Here is a 22,546-nt window from a genome sequence, read left to right as displayed (position 1 = left end):
GAGGTCGCATGAACAGATACGTCGCCTTGCTCGGTTTCATCGTCGTCGTCTTCGGCGGCGGCTTGCTCATAGGCTATCTGACGCTGCCGGGCGAATGGTATGCCGGGCTCGCCAAGCCATTCTTCAACCCGCCAAACTGGATTTTCGGTCCGGTCTGGTCGGTGCTGTACGTGCTGATCGCCATCGCCGGCTGGCGCATCTGGTCGAAAGATCCGCACGGCACCGCCATGCGCCTGTGGGTCGCCCAGCTGGTGCTCAACTTCCTGTGGTCGCCGACCTTCTTCGGGCTGCAGCAGATGGGCCTTGCACTGCTCGTTATCCTGGCCCTGCTTGTCGCCATCCTCGGCTTCATGGCGACCGCCGCCAAACCGGACCGAGTCGCTGCCTGGCTGTTTGCGCCTTATGCCGTCTGGGTCGCCTTCGCCAGCCTGCTCAACGCCTCGCTGTGGTGGCTCAACTGATTGCCTTTTGCACTGCAGCATTTCCGATTGCCAGCCTTTGCCGGCTTTGCGATAAGCGAAGCCAAGAGGATATCAGATATGGCAGCCAAGATCGTACCCGCGGCCGACTATGACGAGCGCGTCAGGTCATCCTTCGCGCGCCAGAGCGCGATGCGCACCATCGGCGCCGAGCTGACGCTGGTCACCCCGGGTATTGTCGAGATCGAGATGCCTTATTCCGGCGAGCTGACCCAGCAGCATGGTTTCCTCCATGCCGGCGTCATTTCGACGGCGCTCGATTCCGCCTGCGGCTACGCCGCCTTTTCGCTGATGCCTGAAAACGCCAGCGTGCTGACCATCGAGTTCAAGGTGAACCTGCTGGCGCCCGGCAAGGGCGAGCGCTTCCTGTTCCGCGGCTCCGTCACCAAGCCGGGCCGCACGATCGTCGTCGCCGACGGCCAGGCCTATGCCATTGCGGCCGACGGCGAGGCCAAGCTGATCGCCACCATGACCGGAACGATGATGGCCGTTGCCGGCCGCGACGGCATCGAGGGCTGAGACCATGCCGATAACCCAGTTCGCCGGCCGCAACGTGCTGTTCGTCATGGCCGTCGATGCCGAATACGGGCCGCATCTGCGCACGCTGTTCGAACCGCTGATGACCGGCGTCGGCCCGGTTGAATCAGGCATCGTTGTCGGCGCCGAATTGTCCCGGCTCGCTGCCCGCAACGGCTTGCCCGATCTCGTCGTCTGCCTTGGTTCTGCCGGCAGCCGCAGGCTGGAGCAGACCGAGGTCTACCAGGCCGTGTCTGTTGCCTATCGCGACATGGATGCCTCGGCGCTCGGCTTCGAAAAGGGCGCCACGCCCTTCCTCGATCTGCCGGCCACCCTGGCCTTGCCGCTGCGCATTCCCGGTGTCCGGGAGGCGACCCTCTCCACCGGCGGCACCATCATTTCGGGCAGCGCCTATGATGTGATCCCGGAGGACATGGTCGACATGGAGACCTTTGCCGTGCTGCGCGCCTGCCAGATGTTCGGCGTGCCGCTCATCGGCCTGCGCGGCATCTCCGACGGTGCCGCCGACATCAGCCATGTCGGCGACTGGACCGAATATCTCCACGTCGTTGACGAGAAGCTGGCGCATGCCGTCAATCTGCTCGGCCGCGCCATCTCGAGCGGCGAGCTGAGACCTTAGGCAGCCCGCGGCAGGTCCTTGGCGTTGCCGAACAGGATGCCCGCAAGCCGCACTCTGATGTCGCGGTCCCTGTTCACATAGGTGATTTCGCCGGCCTCGTGGTCGAGCGCCCAGCGGCCGGTCACCCCATTGTCCCAGTCGACGACATAGCCGCCCTCGGCGAGCGCCCATGTTCCCGTCCGTGTCTCGCCGTCGTCGAGCAGCATGTGCGCCCGGTCGCCGGTGTCGAAATAGACATAGGCCTCCTTGCCGTTGCGGTCGAGCACATGGGTCGTGCCTGCAATCAGCACCTTCAGGGCGGCCTGATCGAGAATTGCCATCGTCGTTTCCTCTTGCTATCCAGTTGGTCAAGTATCTTGACGATATGCGTGATTGGAAAAATGGTCAAGCAGCTTGACGAAAACGCGGAAAAACCACTGCCAGACCATGTCGGCTTGCGCCTGTGGCAGGCGAGCCGCGCCTGGCAGGCCGAGTTCACTGAAGCGATGCGCGCGGCCGGCCATGGCTGGTTCAGCGAAAGCCGCGCCGGCCTGCTCGGCCACATCGCGCGCCGCGGCACCAAACAGGCGGCACTGATCGAACGTGCCGGCATCTCCAAGCAGGCGGTGCAGCAACTGCTCGACGGGCTGGAGGCGGAGGGCGTCATCGAGCGCGCGCCCGATCTTGAGGACAAGCGCGGCAAGCTGGTTCTCTACACCGCAAAAGGCCTTGCCGCGCTCGACGACGGCGACGCTATCAAGCTCGACATCGAAAAGCGTTACCGGCAGCATCTGGGCGAGGGCGGCTTCGATGCCTTGATGGCAGCGTTGCGCGCTCTCGCTGAACCGCAAGCCCGATGATAGGCTCGGCGAGCTGGGCCGGGCATTGCACAGCGCACTTGTCACCCATGCAATCGAGCCCATTGCACAGACGTGATTCTTTCTTTAAACGCCCGCCATGAAGAACTCCGAGCACCCCGAAACCGTCCTCATCATCGACTTCGGCAGCCAGGTGACGCAGCTCATTGCGCGTCGCGTGCGAGAGGCCGGGGTCTATTCCGAGATCGTGCCCTTCCAGTCGGCCGCAGAAGCCTTCAAGCGGATCAACCCCAAGGCGGTGATCCTTTCGGGCAGCCCGCATTCCACCGTCGACATCGGCAGCCCGCGCGCCCCTGAAGCCGTGTTTTCGGCCGGCATCCCGGTGCTCGGCATCTGCTATGGCGAGCAGACCATGTGCGCCCAGCTCGGCGGCAAGGTCGAGGCAGGCCATCACCGCGAATTCGGCCGCGCATTTCTTGAGATACAGGACGACAGCCCGCTGTTCGAGGGCGTCTGGGCCAAGGGCACCCGCCATCAGGTGTGGATGAGCCACGGCGACCGCGTCACCGAGATTCCCGAGGGCTTCCGTGTCATCGGCACCTCGAATGGCGCGCCATTCGCCGCCATCGCCGATGAGAGTCGCAATTTCTACGCCGTCCAGTTCCACCCCGAGGTCGTGCACACGCCCGATGGCGCCAAGCTGTTGCGCAATTTCGTCCACAACATCGCCGGCATCGAGGGCGACTGGACCATGCACGCCTATCGCGCGCATGCCGTCGATGCGATCCGCCAGCAGGTCGGCGACAAGAAGGTCATCTGCGCGCTTTCGGGCGGCGTCGACTCCTCGGTCGCGGCACTCTTGATCCACGAGGCCGTCGGCGACCAGCTCACCTGCATCCTCGTCGACCACGGCCTGATGCGCAAGAACGAGGCGGCCGATGTCGTCGCCATGTTCCGCGAGCACTACAACCTGCCGCTGATCCTCGTCGATGCCTCGGATCGCTTCATCTCGGCGCTCGAGGGCGAGTCCGACCCGGAAAAGAAGCGCAAGACCATCGGTCGCCTGTTCATCGAGGTGTTCGAGGAAGAGGCCAAGAAGCTCGGCGGCGCCGATTTCCTCGCCCAGGGCACGCTCTATCCCGATGTCATCGAGAGCGTCTCCTTCACCGGCGGCCCCTCCGTTACCATCAAGTCGCACCACAATGTCGGCGGTCTGCCCGACCGCATGAACATGAAGCTGGTCGAGCCGCTGCGCGAGCTGTTCAAGGACGAGGTCCGTGTGCTCGGCAAGGAACTCGGCCTGCCGGACAGCTTTATCGGCCGCCATCCGTTCCCCGGACCAGGCCTCGCCATCCGTTGCCCGGGCGGCATCACCCGCGAGAAGCTCGAGATCCTGCGCGAGGCCGATGCGATCTATCTCGACGAGATCCGCAAGGCCGGCCTCTACGACGCCATCTGGCAGGCTTTCGCCGTGCTGTTGCCGGTCCAGACCGTCGGCGTCATGGGCGACGGCCGTACCTACGAGTTCGTCTGCGCGCTCCGCGCGGTGACCTCCGTCGACGGCATGACCGCCGACTTCTACCATTACGACATGAACTTCCTCGGCCAGGCCGCCACCCGCATCATCAACGAGGTCCGCGGCATCAACCGCGTCGTTTATGACGTCACCTCGAAGCCGCCCGGCACGATCGAGTGGGAATAATTCGGGCCTACCCAAACGCCGCCGATTGCCGCCGATAACCCTCCATAACACGCTGAAAATAAATAACTTTCCTTCCGCCACCTTTCGCCGTCAATCGCCGGGCAAGCCTCGCGATCGACGGCGGAGCTGACGGTAGGGGGCGTCTTGTGACATCGCAGAATTGCATATACCGTCATGGCTTAGAGAGCTTGTGACGGTATTTTTTTAGACCTTATTCCATTGAGAATAAAAGGAAATTTGCCGTCAGGAATGGTCCATTTTAGCCTGACGGTATTTTTAGGGGCTCTCTGACGTTTCTTGAACGAATTCGGAGGGTCCAATGCTTACTGATGCCGCGATCAAGTCGCTGAAACCAAAAGACAAATTATACAAGGTCTCTGACCGTGACGGTATGTATGTCGTCGTGAACCCGTCGGGCGCCGTGGTATTCCGCTATGACTACCGTATGCACGGTCGACGCGAGACGTTGACCCTTGGCCGCTACGGGGCGGCGGGCCTCTCTCTGGCCCGCGCGCGGGAGAAGTTGATCGACGCGCAGCGCTCGATTCAGGAGGGGCGGTCGCCCGCCCAGGAGAAGCAGCGCGAGAAGCGCCGCATCAAAGAAGCAAAGAGCTTCGGCGAGTTTGGCGAACGCTGGCTGCAAGAGCACCGGATGGCGGAGAGCACCCGCGCGATGCGGCGCTCGATCTACGAGCGGGACATCCTCCCGACGTTCCGCAACCGGCTGCTGACGGAGATCACGCCCGAGGATCTCCGGGCGATGTGCGACAAAGTGAAGAAGCGGGGGGCACCGGCCACGGCCGTCCATGTCCGTGACATCGTGAAGCTGGTTTTCGCCTTCGCGAAGCTGCACGGCGAGAAGGTGCCGAACCCCGCCGAAGAGGTCGGGCCGGCCTCGATCGCGACGTTCGTTCCGAAGGACCGTTCGCTTTCGCCCGCCGAAATCCGGGTCATGCTCGGCCAGCTTGAGCATGTGGCGACGCTGCCGACCATCCGGCTCGGCCTGAAGCTGATCCTGCTCACGATGGTCCGCAAGAGCGAGCTGCAGGACGCGGTGTGGGATGAGGTCGACTTCGAGAATGCGGTGTGGTCGATCCCGAAGGAGCGGATGAAGCGTTCCAAGCCGCACAACGTCTATCTGTGCGAACAGTCGCTCGACATCCTCGTCGCGCTCAAGACCTGTGCCGGCAATTCGCGCTACCTGCTGCCGTCGCGCTACGACGCGGATGCGCCGATGTCGCGCGCGACCTTCAACCGCGTCACCACGGCGGTCGTCGTGCAGGCCAAGCTGGCGGGACTGCCGCTGGAGCCGTTCACCGTGCATGACCTTCGCCGCACGGGCTCGACGCTGCTCAACGAGCTGGGCTTCAACAGCGACTGGATCGAGAAGTGCTTGGCCCACGAGGACGGGCGCTCTTCGCGCGGCGTCTATAACAAGGCCGAATATGAGCACCAGCGCCGCCACATGATGCAGGAATGGGGCAATCTGATCGATGCATGGGTCGGCGGCCAGAAATACGCCCCGACGCTCTATCCGGCTTCCATGGGCCTTCTGGCCCCGGAGCCTAGCCTTTGACCGGACGGGTTCTCCTGAGCGTGACGTCGGGTGCCGGCGCACGCTTGGCCGTCTTCGCTCTAGAGGCTCGGCGTCGTTCTTCGAGCCAAGCCTCCACTTCGGCGAGATCCCACACGACCGTCCGAGAGGTCAGGTAGAAGCGCTGTGGAAACTCGCCGCGCTGCTCCATGTCGTAGATGGTGGTGTCGGCCAGGGGGACTATCTCGCGAAGCTGGTCCCTGCGGATGGTGCGCTTGCTGAGAGGGGGCGGCGACTGGCTCATGATTTAGCCCCGCCGCGTGCGATCCCGCCATTTACTCTGTTCATGCCAAACCTCGTTCGTTGAACTCGGCCGGGCCAGCGACTTGGCTTCATTCCCGGCGTCTGGTGATCCATGGCGAAAGATCGCTGGCCGGTAGCGTGCCGGATTCACGCTCACGCTCGGGCGGCACCCCGCCCAATCCGTCGTTCCCCACGATGCAGTAGATAGGGGCGTTAATCGCCCCAAAAGATGCAGCGATTAACGCCCCTGAAGACATCATCGATAAAAGCGGTCAGCCCGTCGTGCGCCGGGCCTTGGCGAAGCCGCGGTCGGTCGAGATGAAGCGTTCGAGCATCGGCACGATGAGCTTGGCGGGCTCGATCGGCGCACCGCCATCGGCCAGCAGGCGGCCATAGTCGATGAGGTCGAGGTGGAGCGCTGCGGGCAGTTCCAGCGCTACCTTCACGGGTTTGTCGTCGGCGATGGGGCCGAGTTTCAGCTTGGTCATGGATCAGTTCCTGTAGGGCTCGAATACGATGTCGCGGGTGACGATCACCCTGACGGGATAGCCGGGCCGGATGGTCAGCGTCGGGGCGACCTGCAATTGGCGCTGGATCATCTGCTGACCGGCCTGATTCACCGTATCCTGCGCGCCGCCCCGGATGGCGCGAAGCAGCCGGTCGTTGTCGTCGGTGGCGAGTTCGGCGCCGACGCCGAGGAGCGTCGAGAGCGCGGCGGCCTTGGCGAGATCCCACCAGTGGTAATCGACGCCATCCTCAAGACCGGCATAGCCCTGCGTGTCCGCGCCCGGCTGACGCTCAAGAACGATGGAGCGGCCGTTGGGGAGGATCAGACGATTCCAGACGAGCAAGACCCTGCGCTGGCCGAACTGCACATTGTTATCGTACTGGCCGATGATGCGCGTTCCCTGCGGTACGAGCAGCATGCGCCCCGTCGGGCTGTCATAGATGTTCTCCGTGACTTGCGCGGTGATCTGGCCGGGGAGATTGGAGCGGATGCCGGTGATGAGCGCGGCCGAGATGACCGCCCCGGCCTGAAGCACGAAGGGCGACGCCGGCGGCGTCACGCGGTCGGGCGTGACCGTGCGCCTGTCCGCCGCCGCATTGAGGAAGGCGACCTGCTTATCCTGGCCGGTGGCGGCCTGTCCGCCAGCGCCGGCAAGGTCGAGTCCCGCAAGGCCGGGCGTCGCGCCCGTGCCGGCGGCTGTCGAGCCCTGCCGCGACTGGAAGAAGACCGTGCTGAGCCGGGCGGCTTCCTCTTCGGCACGGCGGCGTTGCTCGGCCTCGCTGACGCCGGGCGTAGCGACCACGGGCGCGGCGACGGGCTGGCCGTTGTTCTGCGCGTCGAGGATCGGGCGGCCGAGATCGCCGGGCAGCGCCGGGCCGAGGACCGGGCCGGTATAGTCCTTTGGCAAGCCGGCAAGGCCATCGGCGGTCTGGCGGTTGTTGGTGGAATAGAGTTCGGTCCCGCCATCGTCCGGCCCGCGCGTCTGGAGCGCGTAGATGAGCGATCCGCCGATGCCGACCAGGGCGACAGCGGCGACGCTGGCGAGCATCTTGCGAGACAGGCGCGTGACGCGGGGAGCCTCGGCGCGCAGGCGCATCGGGGCGGCGTTGGTTTCTGCTGCGGTTTCGGTCTCACTCACGATTGCGGCCTCCCGTCGGTGCGGACGATCCTGACGGTTTGCTGCTTGTCGCCCGCGCCAAGGCGCAGCTCGGCCGCGCCGAACAGGCGATCGACGATCAGGATGTGTTGATAGATGCGGCTGTTGACGATCTGCGTCTCGCCACTCGCGCCGAGAACGAAGATCGGCGGCATTTCGCCCTGAACGATGCCGCGCGGAAACTCGACATAGACGCCGCGGCCGTCGTCATAGACAGCGACGGGCTTCCATGGCGGATTACTGCTGCCGGTCAGGCCATAGCGGTAGTTGCGCGCGGCCACGGCCGGAATGACCGGCGTTGCCGGAAGAGCCTGCTGGCCGCCGCTCGGCGGCGGCGGATAGGCCCAGGAGACGGCGGGCATATAGGGCTTCTCGCCGGAGCGCAGCTCGATCATGTAGGTGCGCCGGTCGGTCGTGATGACGAGGTTCGTGGTGATGTCGGCCCGCGACGGCTTCACGAGGACCAGCACGCGGCGACCGACGCCGGAGCCGGATTCGGTATCGCCGATGATCCAGCGGGCCGTGTCGCCCGCCGCGATCGGCCCGGCGCCCGTCAGGGCCTCGCCGGGTTCGAGCGCGATGCTGGTGATCTGACCGGGCGCGGCATAGACCTGATAGAGCGCCCCTTCCGACCACGGATAGACCTGGATGGCGTTGTAGTAGCCCTCGCGGCGCGGCTGCACGCGGGCGGCGGCGTTGGCGTTCTCGACGCGGCCCGTGGGCGTGCCTGCGGTCTCGCCGCCGCGCGCCACGGTCCAGGCGGGCGGCACGTTGAGGGGCTTCGGCCGATCGTCCGTGACGGCGGCCGGGACAGCCGGCAGCGGCGGCACGGTGGCGTCGTAGCTGATTTCGGGGGGCTTGAAGGTGGCGCAGCCCCCTAAGGCGCTCGCGGACAGCAACATCAGGACGGCGGTGGATTTACGGATTGCCGGGATCATTGGCCCATCTCCCGCGACCAGTTGATAGCGTTGACGTAGATGCCAAGCGGATTGGTTTTCAGACGCTCGGCGTCGCGCGGCGGCTGAAGCGTGACGGTCAGGATCGCGGTCCAGCGCTGGGTCGAGGCGAGCGCGCCGTTCTCGAATTGCCGCTCCGTCCAAGCGACGCGGAACGAGTCCGGCGAGGCGCGGATGACGCTGGAGACGTCGACGGCGATCTGCTGTTTGCCGACCTTGGCGAACGGGTCGTTGGTGCGAGCATAGTCGTTGAGCGCGCCCGCGCCGCGATCGGTCGTCCATTCATAGGCGCGAAGCCAATTCTGGCGGACGATGATCGGATCGGCGGGGATGGACCTGACCTGCTCGATGAAGCGGCCGAGGTGCCAGGCGATTTGCGGATCGGTCGGGCGGAAGTCGGCGACGGCCGGCGCGAGCGTCTGCGCCTGGCCGAGCTTGTCGACCTGAACGACCCACGGCACGACGGTCCCGCGCGCCGACTGGATGACGAGCGCGCCGGCGAAGCCCGCCGAGAGAAGGAGCGAGCCGAAGGCCATATAGCGCCAGTTCTTGGCCTGCACGCGGGCCGAGCCGATCCGGTCGTCCCAGACCTGCGCGGCGCGCTGATAGGGCGTCTCGGGTTGAGGGGTCTTGCCGTAGTGCGCGGCGGGTCTTTTGAAGAGGTTCATCAGCGGTCACTTTCAGAGAGGTTGACGGAAGAACCGGAGCCGTGGCTGTCGCCGGAGCGGATGGCGTGGGCGGCGGCGGTGACGCCGTGGCTGACGGTCTGGTTGCGCTTCATGCGCTTGGCCCAATCGGGAGCGCCGCCGGTGGCGGTCGGGGTCGAAGCGGCCTCGGCGGCTTCACCGCCGATCGTTCCCATGGTCGAGGAGCCGCCAGTCGCGCCGAAGCCGGCCTTCGCGCCGTCGGAGAAGCTGGACTTCATGGAGTCGGCGGCACGCGATGCGGCGCGGCGGAGCGGCGACGTTACCGCCGATCCGGCAGCACGCGTGACCCCGCCCACGCCCGAGGCAACGCCCGATGCGCCGGACTTTCCGAGCGAGCCGAGCGAATAGGCCGACGAGGCTGCGCCTGCCGCGGTCGCACCGCCGCGCGCGGCGGCGGCCCCGCCGGAGAGCATGGCGGAGCCGCCCTTGGCGGCCATCATCGCACCGCCGCCGACGGCCATGGCCGCGCCGCCGACCGCCGCGCCAGCGCCGAGCTGCGGGCCGCCGGAGACGAGGCCGTTGGCGATGCCGGGGCCGGAGATGCCGAGTGCGACTAGCGAAAGCGCGGCGAGCACGACGGCCATGGCGTCGTCGATGCTCGGGGTCTGTCCGCCGAAGCCCTTGGTGAATTCACTGAACAGCGTCGAGCCGATGCCGATGATGACGGCCAGCACGAGAACCTTGATGCCGGACGAGATGATGTTGCCGAGCACTTTTTCCGCCATGAAGGCGGTCTTGCCAAACAGGCCAAACGGGATCAGGACGAAGCCGGCGAGCGTCGCCAGCTTGAATTCGATCAGGGTGACGAAGAGCTGAATCGCCAGGATAAAGAAGGCGAGGATGACCAGCGCCCAGGCGAAGAGCAGGCACGCGATCTGTATGAAGTTCTCGAAAAAGGCGACCCAACCCATCAGGTCGGAGATGGATTCGAGCAGCGGCCGGGCGGCGTCGAGGCCGGTTTGTGCGACCTTGCCGGGGCGCATCAGGTCGGCGGTCGAGAAGCCGGTGCCCGATGCCTTGAGACCGAGGCCGGCGAAGCTCTCGAAGACGATCTTGGCGAGGTTGTTCCAATTGGAAATGAGATAGGCGAAGACGCCGACGAACAGCGTCTTCTTGACGAGGCGCGCAATGATGTCGTCATCGGCCGCCCAGGACCAGAAGAGCGCGGCGAGCGTCACGTCGATGACGATCAGGGTGGTTGCGATGAAGCCGACCTCGCCTCCGAGAAGGCCGCATCCGCTGTCGATGTATTTGGTGAATACGCCGAGGAAGTTGTCGATGACGCCTGCACCGCCCATGGTTCACCGCCCTTCGGGGGCGGCCGGCGCGGGCGCGCGGCCAAGGAAGCGGTCACGGGTCTCGGCCCATACCGCCATGCACTGGCTGTCGCGGGCGGCCTGTTGGCCGAGTCGCTGGCATCGGCGTTGGCCTTCGCGCAGCGGATCGCGGTCGGGGAAATGAAGTGCGGCCGGCGAAGATGCCGGCGCGTCCTCCTTGCGGTTCAGTTCGATGACCGTCGCGGTGATGGCGATGGCGACGAACACGATAGCGCCGAGGCGGGCCAGCATCTTGCCGTCCATGAGAATGCTCCTACTGGCGGTTACTTGCTGCTGTTGAACATCTGGGCGTTGCCGGGCGTGTAGCCCGAGCCCGGCGTCAGGAAGCGGCGACGCTGTTCCCGGCCCTGTTCGGCGGCGGCGGTGCGTTCGGCCTCGGTGAGCGCGCTGGCGCGGCCATTGGAGGCGAGAAGCGCCACGAGATCCGAAAGCTGCTGCGATTGCAGTGCGAGGATCTGATTGCCGGCCTGCGCCGCCTGAAGCGCGCCGGTCGCACCCTGGCTCTGGCTGACCAGCGCCGACATCTGCGTGCGGTTGGTGTCTATATTGCCTACGACGCCGGCCTGCACACGCATCGCGTCCTGAAGCCCGCCCACGGTGGTCTTCCAACGATCGCGCGCATTGGCGACGAGCTGCTGGTTGCTCGCCGACATCGAGACGTTGCCGTACTTCTGGCTGAACATCTGGTCGATCTGCTGGACGTTGAACGCGATGCCCTGCGCCTGCTGAAGAAGCTGCTGGGTGCGTTGCACGTTCTGCTGGAGCTGCTGGAGCGCGTTGTAAGGCAGGCTCGCGAGATTGCGGGCCTGATTGATGAGCATCTGCGCTTCGTTCTGAAGGCTGGTGATCTGGTGAGTGATCTGCTCCAGCGTGCGCGCGGCGGTGAGCACGTTTTGCGCAAGTTGGAGGGATCGAAGACGATGATGGCGTGGGCGGGCGTGGCCACCATCGGCGAGAGTGCGAGCGGCGCGGCCGCCAGCATGGTTGCGGCGAGCGCGATGGCGCGCGAGCGGAAAAGGCGAATGGTCATGGTTCAGGACTCCGTTGCAGCTTGGGGGATCGGGAAAGTCGGGATGAGGTCGGCCGCCCATCCGGCGTCGCGGGCACGCAGCCACGCGGCGAGGAAGCCGTCGCGGCCATGTTCGGCGACGAGGTTCGCGATCAGGGTCTGGTCGGATTTTGAGGATGCGGCGCAGAGCGCGAGGCCAACTTCGGACAGGCCCAGCTCGAACAGGCGGTTGCCGCGCCGCGACTGGCAGTAATAGTCGCGCTTAGGGACGGCCCGCGCGAGGATTTCGATCTGCCGGTCATTGAGGCCGAAGCGGCGATAGATGGCCGTGATCTGAGGCTCGATCGCGCGCTCGTTCGGCAGGAGCAATCGGGTCGGGCAGCTCTCGATGATCGCCGGCGCGATGCTCGAATTGTCGATGTCGCTGAGCGACTGCGTGGCGAAGATGACCGACGCATTTTTCTTTCTGAGCGTTTTCAGCCATTCGCGGAGCTGGCCGGCGAAGCCTTCATCGTCCAGCGCAAGCCAGCCCTCGTCGATGATGAGCAAGGTCGGCCGCCCGTCGAGCCGGTCGCCGATGCGATGGAAGAGATAGGAAAGCACCGCGGGTGCGGCTCCCGTGCCGACCAGGCCCTCGATCTCGAACGCCTGCACGGCGGCGGAGCCGAGATGTTCGGCCTCGGCGTCGAGCAGCCGGCCATAGGCCCCGCCGACGCAATAAGGCCGGAGCGCCTGCTTGATGTCGTTGGACTGGAGTAGGACCGCGAAGCCTGTGATGGTGCGTTCCTCGACCGGCGCGGACGCCAGCGAGGTCAGCGCCGTCCAGATATGCTCCTTCACCTCCGGCGTGATCGGGATGCCTTCGCGGGTCAGGATCGCGACGATCCAGTCGGCCGCCCAGGCGCGCTCGTAGTTGTCGTGGATGCGGGCGAGCGGCTGAAGCGAGACCGAGGCGTCGGAACCTTCGGTGAGCCCGCCGCCGAGATCGTGCCAGTCGCCGCCCATGGCGAGCGACGCGGCGCGGATGCTGCCGCCAAAATCGAAGGCGAAGACCTGGGACCGCTCGTAGCGCCGGAACTGCAAGGCCATGAGCGCGAGCAGGACGGACTTGCCCGCGCCGGTCGGGCCGACGACGAGCGTGTGGCCGACATCGCCGACATGAAGGGATAACCGGAACGGGGTCGAGCCTTCGGTCTTGCCGTAAAGCAAGGGGGGCGCACCGAAATGCTCGTCCCGTTCCGGCCCCGCCCACAGCGCCGAAAGCGGGATCATGTGGGCGAGATTCAAAGTGCTGATGGGGGGCTGGCGGACGTTGGCGTAGGCGTGGCCGGGTAAACTGCCGAGCCAGGCATCCACGGCATTGACGGTCTCGACCATAGCTGTGAAGTCGCGGCCCTGGATCACCTTCTCGACAAGGCGCAGCTTCTCGTCGGCGAGTCGCGGATCGGCGTCCCACACCACGATCGTCGCGGTGACATAGGCCATGCCGGCAACGTCGGCCCCCAGCTCCTGCAGGGCCATGTCGGCGTCGGCCGCCTTGTTCGCAGCGTCCGTGTCCACGAGTGCGGACGCCTCGTTGGTCATTACTTCCTTAAGGATAGCAGCGATCGACTTGCGCTTGGCGAACCATTGGCGGCGGATTTTGGTGAGGAGCTTGGTCGCGTCGGTCTTGTCGAGCAGGATCGCGCGGGTGCTCCACCGATACGGGAAGGCGAGGCGGTTGAGATCGTCGAGCAGACCCGGCGTCGTCGCGGTCGGGAAGCCGATGACGGTGAGGACGCGCAGATGCTGATTGCCAAGGCGCGGCTCCAGCCCGCCGGTCAGCGGCTGGTCGGCAAGCAGCGCATCGAGATAGACCGGGGTTTCGGGAACGCGGACGCGGTGGCATTTCGTGGAAACGCAGGAATGCAGATAGGTCAGCGTCTCGGCGTCATCGAGCCAGGCGCAGTCCGGCATGAAGCCGTCGAGCAGCGCCAGCACGCGGTCGGTGCGATCGGTGAAGGTGCGCAGAATTTCTTGCGGATCGATGCCGGTGCGCTCGCGGCCCTCGTAGAGCCAGGTTTCCGCGCGCGCGGCTTCCTCGGCCGGCGGCAGATAGAGGAAGGTCAGGAAATAGGCCGACACGAAATGCGCGCCTGCTTCCTCGAAATCGGCCTTGCGCTCGGCATCGACCAGGCCGGAGGCCGGATCGGGAAACTGGCTCGCGGGATAGGTCGCGGCCTCATAGCGCTGCGCCTCGACAAAGATGCTCCAGCCCGAGCCGAGACGACGGAAGGCGTTGTTGATGCGGCCAGCGACCGCAACCAGCTCGGCCGCGACGGCGCTATCAAGATCGGGACCGCGAAAGCGTGCCGTGCGCTGGAAGCTGCCGTCCTTGTTGAGCACGACGCCCTCAGTGGCGAGCGCGACCCAAGGCAGATAATCGGCAAGACGGCTGGCGGTGCGGCGATATTCGGCAAGGTTCATCATGGCCGCGCCCTCACGCCGAAAGATGGCCGGGGATGCGCAGATGCCTGCGCCCGACTTCCACGAAGAGCGGATCGCGTTTGGCCGCCCACACCGCCGCGAAGTGCCCGACGGCCCAGATGAGGAGGCCGACCAGCCAAAGGCGCAGCCCGAGGCCCACGGCCCCGGCCAGCGTCCCGTTGAGGATCGCGATAGACCGCGGCGCACCGCCGAGCAGGATGTGCTCGGTCAGTGCGAGGTGGACCGGGACGGTGAATCCCGGCACGTCGAGTTGCTCGAAGGCGACCGCCATCAGACGAGCGCCCCGCCGCCGAACGAGAAAAACGACAGGAAGAAGCTCGATGCCGCAAACGCGATCGACAGGCCGAACACGATCTGGATCAGCTTGCGGAAGCCGCCCGACGTGTCGCCGAAGGCGAGCGCCAGGCCCGTCGCGATGATGATGATGACCGCGACGATCTTGGCGACGGGGCCTTCGATCGACTGGAGGATTTTCTGGAGCGGCGCTTCCCACGGCATCGAGGAGCCGGAGGCATGGGCGGCGGGCGCCAGGACGAGATTGACGTAGGCGACGGCGGCGACGGTCGCGACGGTGCGACGGACGCGCATGGGAATGCGGATCATGAAGGTTCTCCTGTGCTGGTGGGGGTGGCCAAGGCGTCGGGATGTTTGACGCGGTAATCCCCGTTCGGGCCGAGGCCGTCGACGCGGGCGAGTTCGACGAGCCGGCGCGCGGAACCGCGGCCGGAGAGGACAGCCACGAGGTCGATCGTCTCGGCGATCAGCGCGCGCGGGACGGTGACGACGGCCTCTTGAATGAGCTGTTCGAGCCGGCGCAGCGCGCCGATGCCGGTGCCAGCGTGGATCGTGCCGACGCCGCCCGGATGGCCGGTGCCCCAGGCTTTGAGGAGGTCGAGCGCCTCGGAACCGCGCACCTCGCCGATCGGGATGCGGTCGGGGCGCAGGCGCAGCGAGGACCGCACAAGATCGGAGAGCGTGACGACGCCCTCCTTGGTTCGCATGGAAACGAGGTTGGGCGCGGCGCATTGCAGCTCGCGCGTGTCCTCAATCATGACGACGCGATCCTCCGTCTTCGCCACCTCGGCGAGCAGCGCATTGGGGAGGAGTTGCCCTGCTGCAACTGCTCGATCCGGCGCCAGTGAATCGAGCAGCACTACTCACCGAAGCGGCAGCGACGCGTGTAGCCTATGCCAGGGCGCCTGCCGGCATAATCGGCCAGCACCTTCGCGAACTGAGCAACGTATGGGTGGTAACCGGTCTTATGCAGGCGCCATGTGCGCTAGCCATGTTCCTGGTGGGGTTGGTGGCGGGTAGGCGCAAAATCTTCGTACAGGCAGAGACATACAGCCCATTGCTACGGCGGATCGTTTTGTGCGGCCTGAGCATCGGGTTGCCCGCTGCTGTGCTTTACGGCTGGGGCAGTGTCTACTTGGTGGGCAGCCCGATAGACCTCTTCGGACTGGCGCTGAGCCTCGCGACTGCGCCTTTGCTGGCTGGTGCCTACGCAGCGGCCATCCTATTGCTGTTTCAGACTCGCATAGGTCGAGTACTGAGCGATCTACTGGCGCCAACGGGGCGGATGGCATTAACCAACTACCTAGTGCAATCGGCGATTTGTGCGTTTGTTTTCCTAGGATACGGTCTGGGACTGATGGGCCAGGTATCGCCGCTGGTTGCGGCGGGCATGGCTTTTCTTATCTTCGCTTTGCAGCTGGGTGCGAGTTGGCTTTGGATGCGGCGCTTCGCTTATGGTCCTGCCGAGTGGCTGCTGCGCGCGGTAACGATTGCCGCCCTGCCAGCGTGGCGGCGACATCAACATTAGCCAAGTCACAAAGGCGAAGAGGGCGGCTAGCGGCCGCTCTCATTGGTATGGTTGCGTGGAACGACCAGACGAATGGTGGATCGTTTCCGACTGCCCACTCGCGCTGCAATAGGGTCGCCGCTACGCACCGGTTAAAAGAGGCTACCCGTAACGCGTAACTCTGGCTCTATTCGATCGACGATCGCAGCCATCCCCTAGATGCAATCGGCCCACGATCATAGCACAATCCCAACTTTTCGGCCCAAATGCCACGACACCGATCCGCTCTGCACAATGCCGCTGACCTGGCGGCCAAGCTGCCGGTCGATGACCGGCCGCCAAGGGACAAGGGTGAACTCATGGCTCTGTTCGACCACGGCGAACTTGGTGCTCGATAGCTGGACGGTCCCGGTGAACTTTCCGCTGAAGGTTTCGCCGTCGGCCGCGGCGCGGAATGGCAGGTTCTTGGTCGCTGCCATCTCGCCGCCGATGCGCTCGATCTCTCGAGCTTGCAGCGTGGCGAGAAGATTGCGCCGGTAGAGCGTCCCGCCGTTTGGGCCCGGCGTGGCGTCGCCCCGGTCGATATGATGCTCGCGGCGGCGGTCGATCGCCTCGCGAACCTGCTGGCCGAAGCCGGTCGGAGCAAGGTCGGAAGTTTCCGCCGACATGAGTCGTCGGTCGAGCCAGGTCGCGCCGTCCGCGCCGATCTGCTGTTCGAGCCGGGCGGCCGAGAGGATGCGGATATTGGCCTGCTTGTTGCGGCCCGCGTCATAGGCGGCGGCGCGGCTCTCGAAATCGTCGGGGATGCGCCATTGATCCGCGTCGATCCGTTCGGCGACCCCGGCACGGCGCAGCGCCTCCAGCCGGCGCACATGCGCATCGACAAAGCCGTCATAGTCACCGCGGGGCACACGGCCCTCGAACCTCGCCTGTTCGAGATGGCGGCTCGGCCGATAGACGCCGCCCTCGGCGATGGTCGCAATGGTTCGATCCGATGGCCGGCTCGCGGTTTCGGCCGGACTGATCTCGACGACGCTGCCGATCCGGGCGTCCTCGATGCGGGCCGGGTCGATGCCAGGCAGATGATGGGTGCGTCCGTCGATGCCGTCGACCACGACGGTCAGGTTCTCGCCCAACTCGTCCGTCAGATATTTGTCGACCACGCGGCCGACGATCGGGACTTCGGGCGCGGCGTCGTGAAGCTGGAATGTCGTCGGATCTCGGTCGAACCCATCGGCCTTCAGCGCCTTGTGCATATTGCGGATGATATCGCCGCGTTCGCCCAGCTCGCGCAGCGCCGGTTCCATCCGCTCGCTCAATTCCCAGACGCCGGGCGCGTGCTCGGTGGCGAGGCCCATCTTTTCCAGCTTGGAGAGACGGCGCAGGCGCAAGGTCCGGTCGCGCTGGCGCTGAGGATCGGCGGGCTCGTTACGCAGGTCGAGGAAGCGGTCCTCGACTTCCCCGGCCATGGCGCGGTCGATGCGGGTGAAGCGGTCCTGGCCGATTTCAGCGGTGAGCTTGCGGCTCTGCTCGATCTCGGTGACGGGACCAAGCTCCAGCGTCGCCAAATCGCCCGCCCGTTCGCGGATGCCCTTGGCGAGATAGTCGCCGTTGATGACAAGGTTCTCGCCCAGCTCGTCCATGCCGCGCACGATGACATGGACATGGGGGTGGCCGGTGTTGTGGTGGTTGACCGCGACCCAATCGAGCCGGGTGCCGAGATCGGTTTCGACCTGGGCCATGAGGTCGCGCGTATAGGCCGTAAGGTCGGAGAGATCAGCGCTGTCCTCGGGCGAAACGATGAAGCGGAACTGGTGGCGATCATCGGCGCCTCGCTCAACGAAGGCATCGCCATCGGCGCGGTCCTCGCCGGCCGAATAGAGCTGGCCGCGCTCGCCCTCGCGCGAAGTGCCGTCGCGCTGGATGTAGCGCAGATGGGCGGCGGACTTGCCGTTCTTGCCCGCACCCTGGAGGTAGCGGGTTTTGACGACGACGCGGCGGGCTCCGGGCGCGCTGTGCCGCCAGCCGCCCGACAGGGTGCGGGCGCGCACGAAGGCCGCGCCGCGTCCCCGTTTCAGGCCCGGCCCGCGGCTCGCCCGCGATTCCTTCGCGCCCTTGCCGGAGCCATGCGAGCGAGACCGCTGCGACGATGATGACGATGACGAGCCCCGCAACGGGCTGTTGCTATGCTGGCGGGCTATCTTCTTTGCCTGGGTCAAGAAGCTCTTGGCCTTGCCGAGCTTGGGCGCATCAGCGCGCACGCGGCCCGGCCTCGGGCGGAAGCGGAATTCCTCGTCGTCGCTCAAGCCAGCGCCTCCGGAGCAAAACCAAGGAAAACCGCCGATTCCGGGCTAAGGTGCCGCTCGAAACCCAGCAAAGCCAAGGCTTTGCGCCATGTCGCGGCACGCGGCGTCCAAAACCAAGGTGCTGCCAGCGCCGCCCCAAAACAGTGTGCAGACAAGGGCTTGCCCCGAAACCGCGCCAACGGAGTGCCGGTTTCCTTTATCTTGCCCTCCGCCCTTTCTTCCCTTCGATCCAGATATGCAGCCAGGCGACCCCCGACCTGACTGCACACCGGATCAAGCACGCAAGAACGCGGGGACGCGATGCTCATCGCATTCACCCGCCGTTCGCGCGGGCGACGAACATCGTGCCGCGCTGCGGCTCCGCATCGACGGGATCGCGCACCGGACCGGCAGCGCGACCGTCGCTCTTTTGCTCGCCCGATCGTTCGCCGGACTGCGCACCGGATTGCGCAGATTGTCCGCTCGGCCGCGCCCCGGTTGAGGTTTCGGCGGCGGTTCGGACGCCGCTCGCGCGCAGGATGAACAGCGGAGCCTCGCGCCAATCGGGAGGAGACTCGGCGCGTTTCTCCGGCGCTTCGACGGGCGCGGCCCCGCCGATCAGCGGCAGGAGCGAAGCGACATAGGCGCGGGTCTCGGCGGGCAGCGGGCGGCCCGTCGCGCGATGATCGCCATACCGGCCGGGACCGGCGTTGTAGGCGGCGAGCATCGCGGCGACATTGCCGTAGCGGTCCCACATCTCGCGCAGATAGGCGGTGCCTGCGAGGATGTTGTCGCGAGGGTCATAGGGATCGCGGCCGAGCCGGTAGCGCACGCGCAAGCCGGCCCAGGTGTCGGGCATGACCTGCATCAGACCGAGCGCGCCGGCCGTCGAGATCGCGCGCACGTCGCCCGCGCTCTCGGCGCGCAGCACCGCGCGGATCCAGTGCTCGGGGATGCCGAAGCGCTGCGACGCCTCGGCGATATGCGCGCCATGGGGATCGCTGACGGGCCGCGTGACGACGGCCGATTGCGCGATCGTCACGCCCGGTTCGGACGTGATCGCCAGCAGCGCCAGAGACAGGAGCACGGCATAGCGCCGGGCGGACCTGTCTCCGCCACGACGCCAGCGTGCCAGCGTGCTCGCTGCGGTCAGGGGTGCGCGCGAAGCGCCGGCCGATGGCCGCCCCTGACCTTCGCTGCGCCCGCCGGCCGTCCTTCGGTCGAGTGGGACGGAGGAATGAGACGGCCTTTTCGCGAACAAAGGAATAAGGGCTTCGAGCGCGCGGGTGATGGGATCGCGCATGGCTTCAATCTCGCTCTTCACGCGGCTTCGGGCGCGTCCAGTGCAGCGACCATGACGATCCCGCGTCGTCGTCGCGGAACAGGTTCGCGCGGATCGGCTGTGGCAAGGCGGGGTCGTCGAGCAGCACGGACAGATACTCGCCGGCCTTGTCGCCGGTACGTTTCCACGCCGCGCCGATCTCCGGGCCGTCGTCGGCCCCGTGATGGACGCGGTAGTCCGGCGCGTTCTCCGCGTCGGAATGCTCGGCCGGAGCGATGGTGAGTTCGCGGTAGAGGGTCAGGGTGTGAACGCGCCCAGTGAAGCCGGAAGCCTCGCGCGCGAATTGACCGATCTGGGGCATGTCTAGTCTCTGTGCGGTGGCGTTGGGAAATCCGTCGGCGGGCACCGCTCCCGCCATCGGGAAGCGGTCAGCGGGTCGGCGCCAGCCAGACGAAGCGGCCGCGGCCGTCCTCGTCGGTCCAGAGCGCCAGCGCGCGGCCGACGACGGCGCTCGCTGGAAGCGGGCCGAAATAGCGGCCGTCCAGGCTGTCGCGGACGCCGCTGTTCATGAGGAAGAGTTCGCCGTGCGCGATGACGCGGCAGCCCTGCCAGACGGGCAGCTCGCGGCCTATCCGGTCGCGGTCGAGCGCAGCGCCCATCGCCACACGGTCAACGGTGATGGCGCGGCCGATCCGGCAAACCAGCTGGCCGGGAAGACCGGCGACACGCTTCAGGAGCGGCACGCCGTCGCCGATATAGCCGCGCTGGACCATGAAGGCGGCGAGCGGTTTGGGCGGCATGACCGCGACCAGCTCGGGTGTGGTCAGGCGGTCGGCCGGCTCGATCGCATAGAAGCCGATCGGCGCGCTCGCCGTGGCGTTCCAGAGCAGTTTCATCGGCATGTCGACGGCGATGGGCACGGCGATGGCGACGACGGCGAGCAGTGCGACGCCGAGGATGCGGCGGCGGCTCATGGCTCGATCCTCCGGCGGCCGATCCACGCGGCATGGCGCTCGGGCGTGTAGGCGTTCGGCTCCAGCCCGGCGCTGAGCCGGTTATGGACGTGTCGCCAATGATCGGGCGATGCGTCGGCCGGATCGACGCTGAGCGCTTCCACGGCGTCGATCGCGACAAGCGCGCGCTGGACCTTGGGCCAGCCGTCGAGCCTGAGCAGGATGTCACCGCCAGGGCGGACGAAGGGCAGCGTCTGGAACGGCTCGCCGTGCCGGATGGCCCGCACGATGTCGATGCGCGAGATGACGGTGCCATGGTCGCCGGCCGCCCAGCGGACGAAGGCAAAGAGACTACCGGGCGCAAAGCCGACGACGCTGCGGCGTCGGTCGAGGATCTGTTCGTAGCTCTTGTGGCCGAATTTGATCCAATGCTCGATCCGGCGTTTCTCGAAGGTCAGCTCGACCAGCGTTGTGAAGGGCGCAGTCCCGTCCGGCTGCGGACGGCCGTGCGCGTGGCGCGATGCCTTGCCGCTCATGAGCGCCGCCCTCCGTTGCTGTCGGATGGGTCAGGCGTGAACAGGTCGCGCAGCACGTCGGCGACGGACCTTGCGGCACTGGCACCACGCCTCGCGTGCGCGTGCGCCTCAGAAGAAAAGTTAGATTCTCTGTTAGACTCTAAGTTAGCGGTCGGATTCCGCTTGGTAGGCCAAAGGCTTAACTGCGGTTCGTGCGCCCGAAGTCCCGATACTGCTGCGCCCGAAGTCCCGATACCCTTTGCGCCCGAAGTCACGAGCATTTCCACACCCTTTTCAACAGGCACTGTGGACGTTCCGAGAGGCCGGATTTGCAGCAGCTCGCGACGGCCCTCGCGGTAGATTTCGAGGCGGTATCCGAGCAGCGATTGCTTCGCGGCGATGCGGCGCAGGTCGAGCGCGAAATCCGAAATCCGCGCCATGGAGCCGGATTTCTGATGAAGGTGCGTGACTTCGAACAGCCAGCCGTGCGGCTGGTGGCCGGCGTGTTTGCGGGCGACGCGATAGAGCCAGCGTTCGATGCCGCCGGTCAGCCGGAAGTAAGCGGGGTCGATCGCGAGCACGAGCGAGCGGTCGGTGACGCCGCGATAGAACCAGTCCGGCAGGACGAATTCCATGCCCTCGACACGGCCGTCGTGGGTGGTCAGTTCCTCCCATTCGTTGATCCAGGAGAATTGATGCCGCCGCCAATGCTCGCCCTGCCGGATCGTCGTGCGGATGGATGTCGATTGCAGGCGGATGAGAGCATTCTTCAGCAGCCGGTATTCGCGGGCGCCGGTGCCGCGGCCGACCGACATGAGGAGCTGGTAGGGCGTGAAGCGGAAGAAGCGCGACGTGGTGAGGCCGTTGTTCTCGGCCGCGACGATCTGCGAGGCGGCCCAAATCAGCACGTCGGCGTCCCAGATGGTCGCTATGCCGTAGTCCGCCATGCCGAACACCTCGACGCGAACGCCGGCGGATTCGTAGAGGATCGGCGCTGTCCGCTTCGCCTTGGCGAGCGAGAAGAACGGCCGTTCCATCAGGTCGCGTTGATCGCGGGGCGGCGCATCGCCAGTCGCGACCACGAAGGGGGCGAGGCGGGCGCGTTCGCTGGCCTCGTGGCCTTGCGCAGCGGCGGGGCTATGATCGTCGTCGCGCAGCATTCAGCACTCACCCCGCTCTTGCGGCGTCAGAGGGCGGGCCGGAAAGACCGTGCCGGCGTTAGGGTCGCGAGTGGATTTGCGGGTGCCGATTTCGGTCCAGGCTTCGAGATCGCGCACGGTGTAGAGGACGCGGCCGCCGACCTTGCGATAGGTCGGCCCGGTGCCGTGGGTGCGATGCTTCTCAAGAGTGCGGATGGAAATGCCGAGGAAGCGCGCGGCCTCCTGTGTGCGCAGCAGACGCGGCGGCATCTCCGCGTTCGGGCGGATGGCCATAGATCACCTCTGGTTCGTCGGTTGATGCGCGCTGCCGTCGTGGCGGCGGGCTATGTCGAACCATGGCGAGGGATCGGCGGCGGGTAGCGTGCCGCATTTGCGCCTATGCGCAGGCGGCACCCCTATATGATCTTGCGTGGAAGTGC

At 66.1% G+C, this 22,546-nt stretch carries 25 protein-coding genes and 2 pseudogenes; 7 read left to right on the top strand and 20 right to left on the bottom strand.

Features of this window, described 5'->3' with window-relative positions; all coding sequences use genetic code 11:
• Positions 1–8: 8 nt before the first annotated feature.
• The 3 genes from SLT36_RS23870 to SLT36_RS23860 all read left to right on the top strand — a co-directional run bounded on the left by SLT36_RS23870 (position 9) and on the right by SLT36_RS23860 (position 1,635).
• On the top strand, positions 9–461 hold the full coding sequence (locus SLT36_RS23870; protein ID WP_432284728.1) for a TspO/MBR family protein: 453 nt from the start codon (positions 9–11) through the stop codon (positions 459–461).
• 78 nt (positions 462–539) lie between these two features.
• On the top strand, positions 540–998 hold the full coding sequence (locus SLT36_RS23865) for a PaaI family thioesterase (protein WP_432284727.1): 459 nt from the start codon (positions 540–542) through the stop codon (positions 996–998).
• A 4-nt stretch (positions 999–1,002) separates the two neighbouring features.
• Entirely contained in the window at positions 1,003–1,635 is a 633-nt protein-coding gene (locus SLT36_RS23860) for a 5'-methylthioadenosine/S-adenosylhomocysteine nucleosidase (protein WP_432284726.1), read from the top strand.
• Here SLT36_RS23860 and SLT36_RS23855 read toward each other — a convergent pair.
• The gene (locus SLT36_RS23855; protein WP_432284725.1) at positions 1,632–1,955 is read right to left on the bottom strand and encodes a hypothetical protein; all 324 of its coding nucleotides are present in this window, start codon (positions 1,953–1,955) and stop codon (positions 1,632–1,634) included. The two genes, SLT36_RS23860 and SLT36_RS23855, sit on opposite strands and share 4 nt — an antisense overlap.
• Positions 1,956–2,015: 60 nt before the next feature.
• Between SLT36_RS23855 and SLT36_RS23850 the strand changes: the two genes are divergently transcribed.
• The 3 genes from SLT36_RS23850 (at position 2,016) to SLT36_RS23840 (ending at position 5,710) form a co-directional block, all read left to right on the top strand.
• On the top strand, positions 2,016–2,474 hold the full coding sequence (locus SLT36_RS23850) for a MarR family winged helix-turn-helix transcriptional regulator (RefSeq protein ID WP_432284724.1): 459 nt from the start codon (positions 2,016–2,018) through the stop codon (positions 2,472–2,474).
• A 97-nt stretch (positions 2,475–2,571) separates the two neighbouring features.
• Positions 2,572–4,134, top strand: coding sequence for a glutamine-hydrolyzing GMP synthase (gene guaA / locus SLT36_RS23845; protein WP_432284723.1), 1,563 nt, complete (start codon positions 2,572–2,574; stop codon positions 4,132–4,134).
• Between the two features lie 319 nt (positions 4,135–4,453).
• The gene (locus SLT36_RS23840; protein WP_432284722.1) at positions 4,454–5,710 is read left to right on the top strand and encodes a tyrosine-type recombinase/integrase; all 1,257 of its coding nucleotides are present in this window, start codon (positions 4,454–4,456) and stop codon (positions 5,708–5,710) included.
• Here SLT36_RS23840 and SLT36_RS23835 read toward each other — a convergent pair.
• The 12 genes and pseudogenes from SLT36_RS23835 to SLT36_RS23780 all read right to left on the bottom strand — a co-directional run.
• Complete coding sequence (locus tag SLT36_RS23835) at positions 5,700–5,972, bottom strand: helix-turn-helix transcriptional regulator (RefSeq protein WP_432284721.1); 273 nt, start codon at positions 5,970–5,972, stop codon at positions 5,700–5,702. The genes SLT36_RS23840 and SLT36_RS23835 overlap by 11 nt on opposite strands.
• Positions 5,973–6,243: 271 nt before the next feature.
• Positions 6,244–6,459: a DUF2274 domain-containing protein gene (locus tag SLT36_RS23830; RefSeq protein ID WP_432284720.1), complete on the bottom strand. Its 216-nt coding sequence runs from the start codon at positions 6,457–6,459 to the stop codon at positions 6,244–6,246.
• Positions 6,460–6,462: 3 nt separating this feature from the next.
• Positions 6,463–7,575 (bottom strand): TrbI/VirB10 family protein, encoded by a 1,113-nt coding sequence (locus tag SLT36_RS23825; RefSeq protein WP_432288456.1) that lies wholly within the window; start codon positions 7,573–7,575, stop codon positions 6,463–6,465.
• 38 nt (positions 7,576–7,613) lie between these two features.
• Positions 7,614–8,573, bottom strand: coding sequence for a P-type conjugative transfer protein TrbG (gene trbG / locus SLT36_RS23820; protein WP_432284719.1), 960 nt, complete (start codon positions 8,571–8,573; stop codon positions 7,614–7,616).
• The gene (gene trbF / locus SLT36_RS23815; RefSeq protein ID WP_432284718.1) at positions 8,570–9,259 is read right to left on the bottom strand and encodes a conjugal transfer protein TrbF; all 690 of its coding nucleotides are present in this window, start codon (positions 9,257–9,259) and stop codon (positions 8,570–8,572) included. Before trbF ends, trbG begins: the two co-directional genes overlap by 4 nt.
• The gene (gene trbL / locus SLT36_RS23810; RefSeq protein WP_432284717.1) at positions 9,259–10,596 is read right to left on the bottom strand and encodes a P-type conjugative transfer protein TrbL; all 1,338 of its coding nucleotides are present in this window, start codon (positions 10,594–10,596) and stop codon (positions 9,259–9,261) included. Before trbL ends, trbF begins: the two co-directional genes overlap by 1 nt.
• Before the next feature lie 3 nt (positions 10,597–10,599).
• Complete coding sequence (trbK-alt, locus tag SLT36_RS23805; RefSeq protein ID WP_432284716.1) at positions 10,600–10,878, bottom strand: putative entry exclusion protein TrbK-alt; 279 nt, start codon at positions 10,876–10,878, stop codon at positions 10,600–10,602.
• Between the two features lie 20 nt (positions 10,879–10,898).
• Positions 10,899–11,665, bottom strand: a pseudogene (gene trbJ / locus SLT36_RS23800) (P-type conjugative transfer protein TrbJ).
• A 3-nt stretch (positions 11,666–11,668) separates the two neighbouring features.
• Positions 11,669–14,113 (bottom strand): conjugal transfer protein TrbE, encoded by a 2,445-nt coding sequence (gene trbE, locus SLT36_RS23795; protein ID WP_432284715.1) that lies wholly within the window; start codon positions 14,111–14,113, stop codon positions 11,669–11,671.
• Between the two features lie 10 nt (positions 14,114–14,123).
• Positions 14,124–14,402: a VirB3 family type IV secretion system protein gene (locus SLT36_RS23790; protein WP_432284714.1), complete on the bottom strand. Its 279-nt coding sequence runs from the start codon at positions 14,400–14,402 to the stop codon at positions 14,124–14,126.
• Positions 14,402–14,734, bottom strand: coding sequence for a TrbC/VirB2 family protein (locus tag SLT36_RS23785; protein ID WP_407948386.1), 333 nt, complete (start codon positions 14,732–14,734; stop codon positions 14,402–14,404). The genes SLT36_RS23790 and SLT36_RS23785 overlap by 1 nt, the downstream gene beginning before the upstream one ends.
• A pseudogene (locus SLT36_RS23780) lies at positions 14,731–15,234 on the bottom strand (ATPase, T2SS/T4P/T4SS family); the annotation flags it as partial. The gene SLT36_RS23785 and the pseudogene SLT36_RS23780, both read right to left, overlap by 4 nt.
• 182 nt (positions 15,235–15,416) lie before the next feature.
• Between SLT36_RS23780 and SLT36_RS23775 the strand changes: the two are divergent.
• The gene (locus SLT36_RS23775) at positions 15,417–15,953 is read left to right on the top strand and encodes a DUF418 domain-containing protein (protein WP_432284713.1); all 537 of its coding nucleotides are present in this window, start codon (positions 15,417–15,419) and stop codon (positions 15,951–15,953) included.
• A gap of 215 nt (positions 15,954–16,168) precedes the next feature.
• On the opposite strand, the gene SLT36_RS23770 is transcribed toward SLT36_RS23775, so the two are convergent.
• The 7 genes from SLT36_RS23770 to SLT36_RS23740 form a co-directional block, all read right to left on the bottom strand.
• Positions 16,169–17,290, bottom strand: coding sequence for a DUF3363 domain-containing protein (locus SLT36_RS23770; protein WP_432288454.1), 1,122 nt, complete (start codon positions 17,288–17,290; stop codon positions 16,169–16,171).
• Between the two features lie 1,261 nt (positions 17,291–18,551).
• Positions 18,552–19,520 (bottom strand): lytic transglycosylase domain-containing protein, encoded by a 969-nt coding sequence (locus tag SLT36_RS23765; RefSeq protein ID WP_432284712.1) that lies wholly within the window; start codon positions 19,518–19,520, stop codon positions 18,552–18,554.
• A 4-nt stretch (positions 19,521–19,524) separates the two neighbouring features.
• Complete coding sequence (locus SLT36_RS23760; protein ID WP_432284711.1) at positions 19,525–19,860, bottom strand: DUF736 domain-containing protein; 336 nt, start codon at positions 19,858–19,860, stop codon at positions 19,525–19,527.
• A gap of 67 nt (positions 19,861–19,927) precedes the next feature.
• Complete coding sequence (locus SLT36_RS23755) at positions 19,928–20,473, bottom strand: S26 family signal peptidase (RefSeq protein ID WP_432284710.1); 546 nt, start codon at positions 20,471–20,473, stop codon at positions 19,928–19,930.
• Positions 20,470–20,988: a DUF2840 domain-containing protein gene (locus tag SLT36_RS23750; RefSeq protein WP_432284709.1), complete on the bottom strand. Its 519-nt coding sequence runs from the start codon at positions 20,986–20,988 to the stop codon at positions 20,470–20,472. Before SLT36_RS23750 ends, SLT36_RS23755 begins: the two co-directional genes overlap by 4 nt.
• Positions 20,985–22,127, bottom strand: a complete 1,143-nt coding sequence (locus tag SLT36_RS23745) for a replication initiator protein A (RefSeq protein ID WP_432284708.1) — start codon at positions 22,125–22,127, stop codon at positions 20,985–20,987. Before SLT36_RS23745 ends, SLT36_RS23750 begins: the two co-directional genes overlap by 4 nt.
• On the bottom strand, positions 22,128–22,400 hold the full coding sequence (locus SLT36_RS23740) for a helix-turn-helix transcriptional regulator (RefSeq protein ID WP_432284707.1): 273 nt from the start codon (positions 22,398–22,400) through the stop codon (positions 22,128–22,130).
• Positions 22,401–22,546: the final 146 nt, after the last annotated feature.

The organism is Aminobacter sp. BA135, assembly GCF_050859125.1.
Lineage (GTDB): Bacteria > Pseudomonadota > Alphaproteobacteria > Rhizobiales > Rhizobiaceae > Aminobacter > Aminobacter ciceronei.
The sequence above is the reverse complement of the archived record's forward strand: the minus strand, read 5'-3'. Positions and strand labels throughout refer to the sequence as shown.

Excerpts from the sequence above, each read along its gene's own strand:
- SLT36_RS23745 (WP_432284708.1), bottom strand. The coding sequence starts at position 22,127 with ATGCTGCGCGACGACGATCATAGCCCCGCCGCTGCGCAAGGCCACGAG.
- SLT36_RS23830 (WP_432284720.1), bottom strand. The coding sequence starts at position 6,459 with ATGACCAAGCTGAAACTCGGCCCCATCGCCGACGACAAACCCGTGAAG.
- SLT36_RS23825 (WP_432288456.1), bottom strand. The coding sequence starts at position 7,575 with ATGCGCCTGCGCGCCGAGGCTCCCCGCGTCACGCGCCTGTCTCGCAAG.
- trbK-alt (WP_432284716.1), bottom strand. The coding sequence starts at position 10,878 with ATGGACGGCAAGATGCTGGCCCGCCTCGGCGCTATCGTGTTCGTCGCC.
- SLT36_RS23860 (WP_432284726.1), top strand. The coding sequence starts at position 1,003 with ATGCCGATAACCCAGTTCGCCGGCCGCAACGTGCTGTTCGTCATGGCC.
- SLT36_RS23840 (WP_432284722.1), top strand. The coding sequence starts at position 4,454 with ATGCTTACTGATGCCGCGATCAAGTCGCTGAAACCAAAAGACAAATTA.
- trbG (WP_432284719.1), bottom strand. The coding sequence starts at position 8,573 with ATGATCCCGGCAATCCGTAAATCCACCGCCGTCCTGATGTTGCTGTCC.
- trbF (WP_432284718.1), bottom strand. The coding sequence starts at position 9,259 with ATGAACCTCTTCAAAAGACCCGCCGCGCACTACGGCAAGACCCCTCAA.
- SLT36_RS23835 (WP_432284721.1), bottom strand. The coding sequence starts at position 5,972 with ATGAGCCAGTCGCCGCCCCCTCTCAGCAAGCGCACCATCCGCAGGGAC.
- SLT36_RS23750 (WP_432284709.1), bottom strand. The coding sequence starts at position 20,988 with ATGAGCGGCAAGGCATCGCGCCACGCGCACGGCCGTCCGCAGCCGGAC.
- trbL (WP_432284717.1), bottom strand. The coding sequence starts at position 10,596 with ATGGGCGGTGCAGGCGTCATCGACAACTTCCTCGGCGTATTCACCAAA.
- SLT36_RS23740 (WP_432284707.1), bottom strand. The coding sequence starts at position 22,400 with ATGGCCATCCGCCCGAACGCGGAGATGCCGCCGCGTCTGCTGCGCACA.
- SLT36_RS23850 (WP_432284724.1), top strand. The coding sequence starts at position 2,016 with ATGGTCAAGCAGCTTGACGAAAACGCGGAAAAACCACTGCCAGACCAT.
- trbE (WP_432284715.1), bottom strand. The coding sequence starts at position 14,113 with ATGATGAACCTTGCCGAATATCGCCGCACCGCCAGCCGTCTTGCCGAT.
- SLT36_RS23760 (WP_432284711.1), bottom strand. The coding sequence starts at position 19,860 with ATGCCCCAGATCGGTCAATTCGCGCGCGAGGCTTCCGGCTTCACTGGG.
- SLT36_RS23790 (WP_432284714.1), bottom strand. The coding sequence starts at position 14,402 with ATGGCGGTCGCCTTCGAGCAACTCGACGTGCCGGGATTCACCGTCCCG.
- SLT36_RS23865 (WP_432284727.1), top strand. The coding sequence starts at position 540 with ATGGCAGCCAAGATCGTACCCGCGGCCGACTATGACGAGCGCGTCAGG.
- SLT36_RS23770 (WP_432288454.1), bottom strand. The coding sequence starts at position 17,290 with ATGGGCCTCGCCACCGAGCACGCGCCCGGCGTCTGGGAATTGAGCGAG.
- SLT36_RS23855 (WP_432284725.1), bottom strand. The coding sequence starts at position 1,955 with ATGGCAATTCTCGATCAGGCCGCCCTGAAGGTGCTGATTGCAGGCACG.
- SLT36_RS23785 (WP_407948386.1), bottom strand. The coding sequence starts at position 14,734 with ATGATCCGCATTCCCATGCGCGTCCGTCGCACCGTCGCGACCGTCGCC.
- SLT36_RS23775 (WP_432284713.1), top strand. The coding sequence starts at position 15,417 with ATGTTCCTGGTGGGGTTGGTGGCGGGTAGGCGCAAAATCTTCGTACAG.
- guaA (WP_432284723.1), top strand. The coding sequence starts at position 2,572 with ATGAAGAACTCCGAGCACCCCGAAACCGTCCTCATCATCGACTTCGGC.
- SLT36_RS23765 (WP_432284712.1), bottom strand. The coding sequence starts at position 19,520 with ATGCGCGATCCCATCACCCGCGCGCTCGAAGCCCTTATTCCTTTGTTC.
- SLT36_RS23755 (WP_432284710.1), bottom strand. The coding sequence starts at position 20,473 with ATGAGCCGCCGCCGCATCCTCGGCGTCGCACTGCTCGCCGTCGTCGCC.
- SLT36_RS23870 (WP_432284728.1), top strand. The coding sequence starts at position 9 with ATGAACAGATACGTCGCCTTGCTCGGTTTCATCGTCGTCGTCTTCGGC.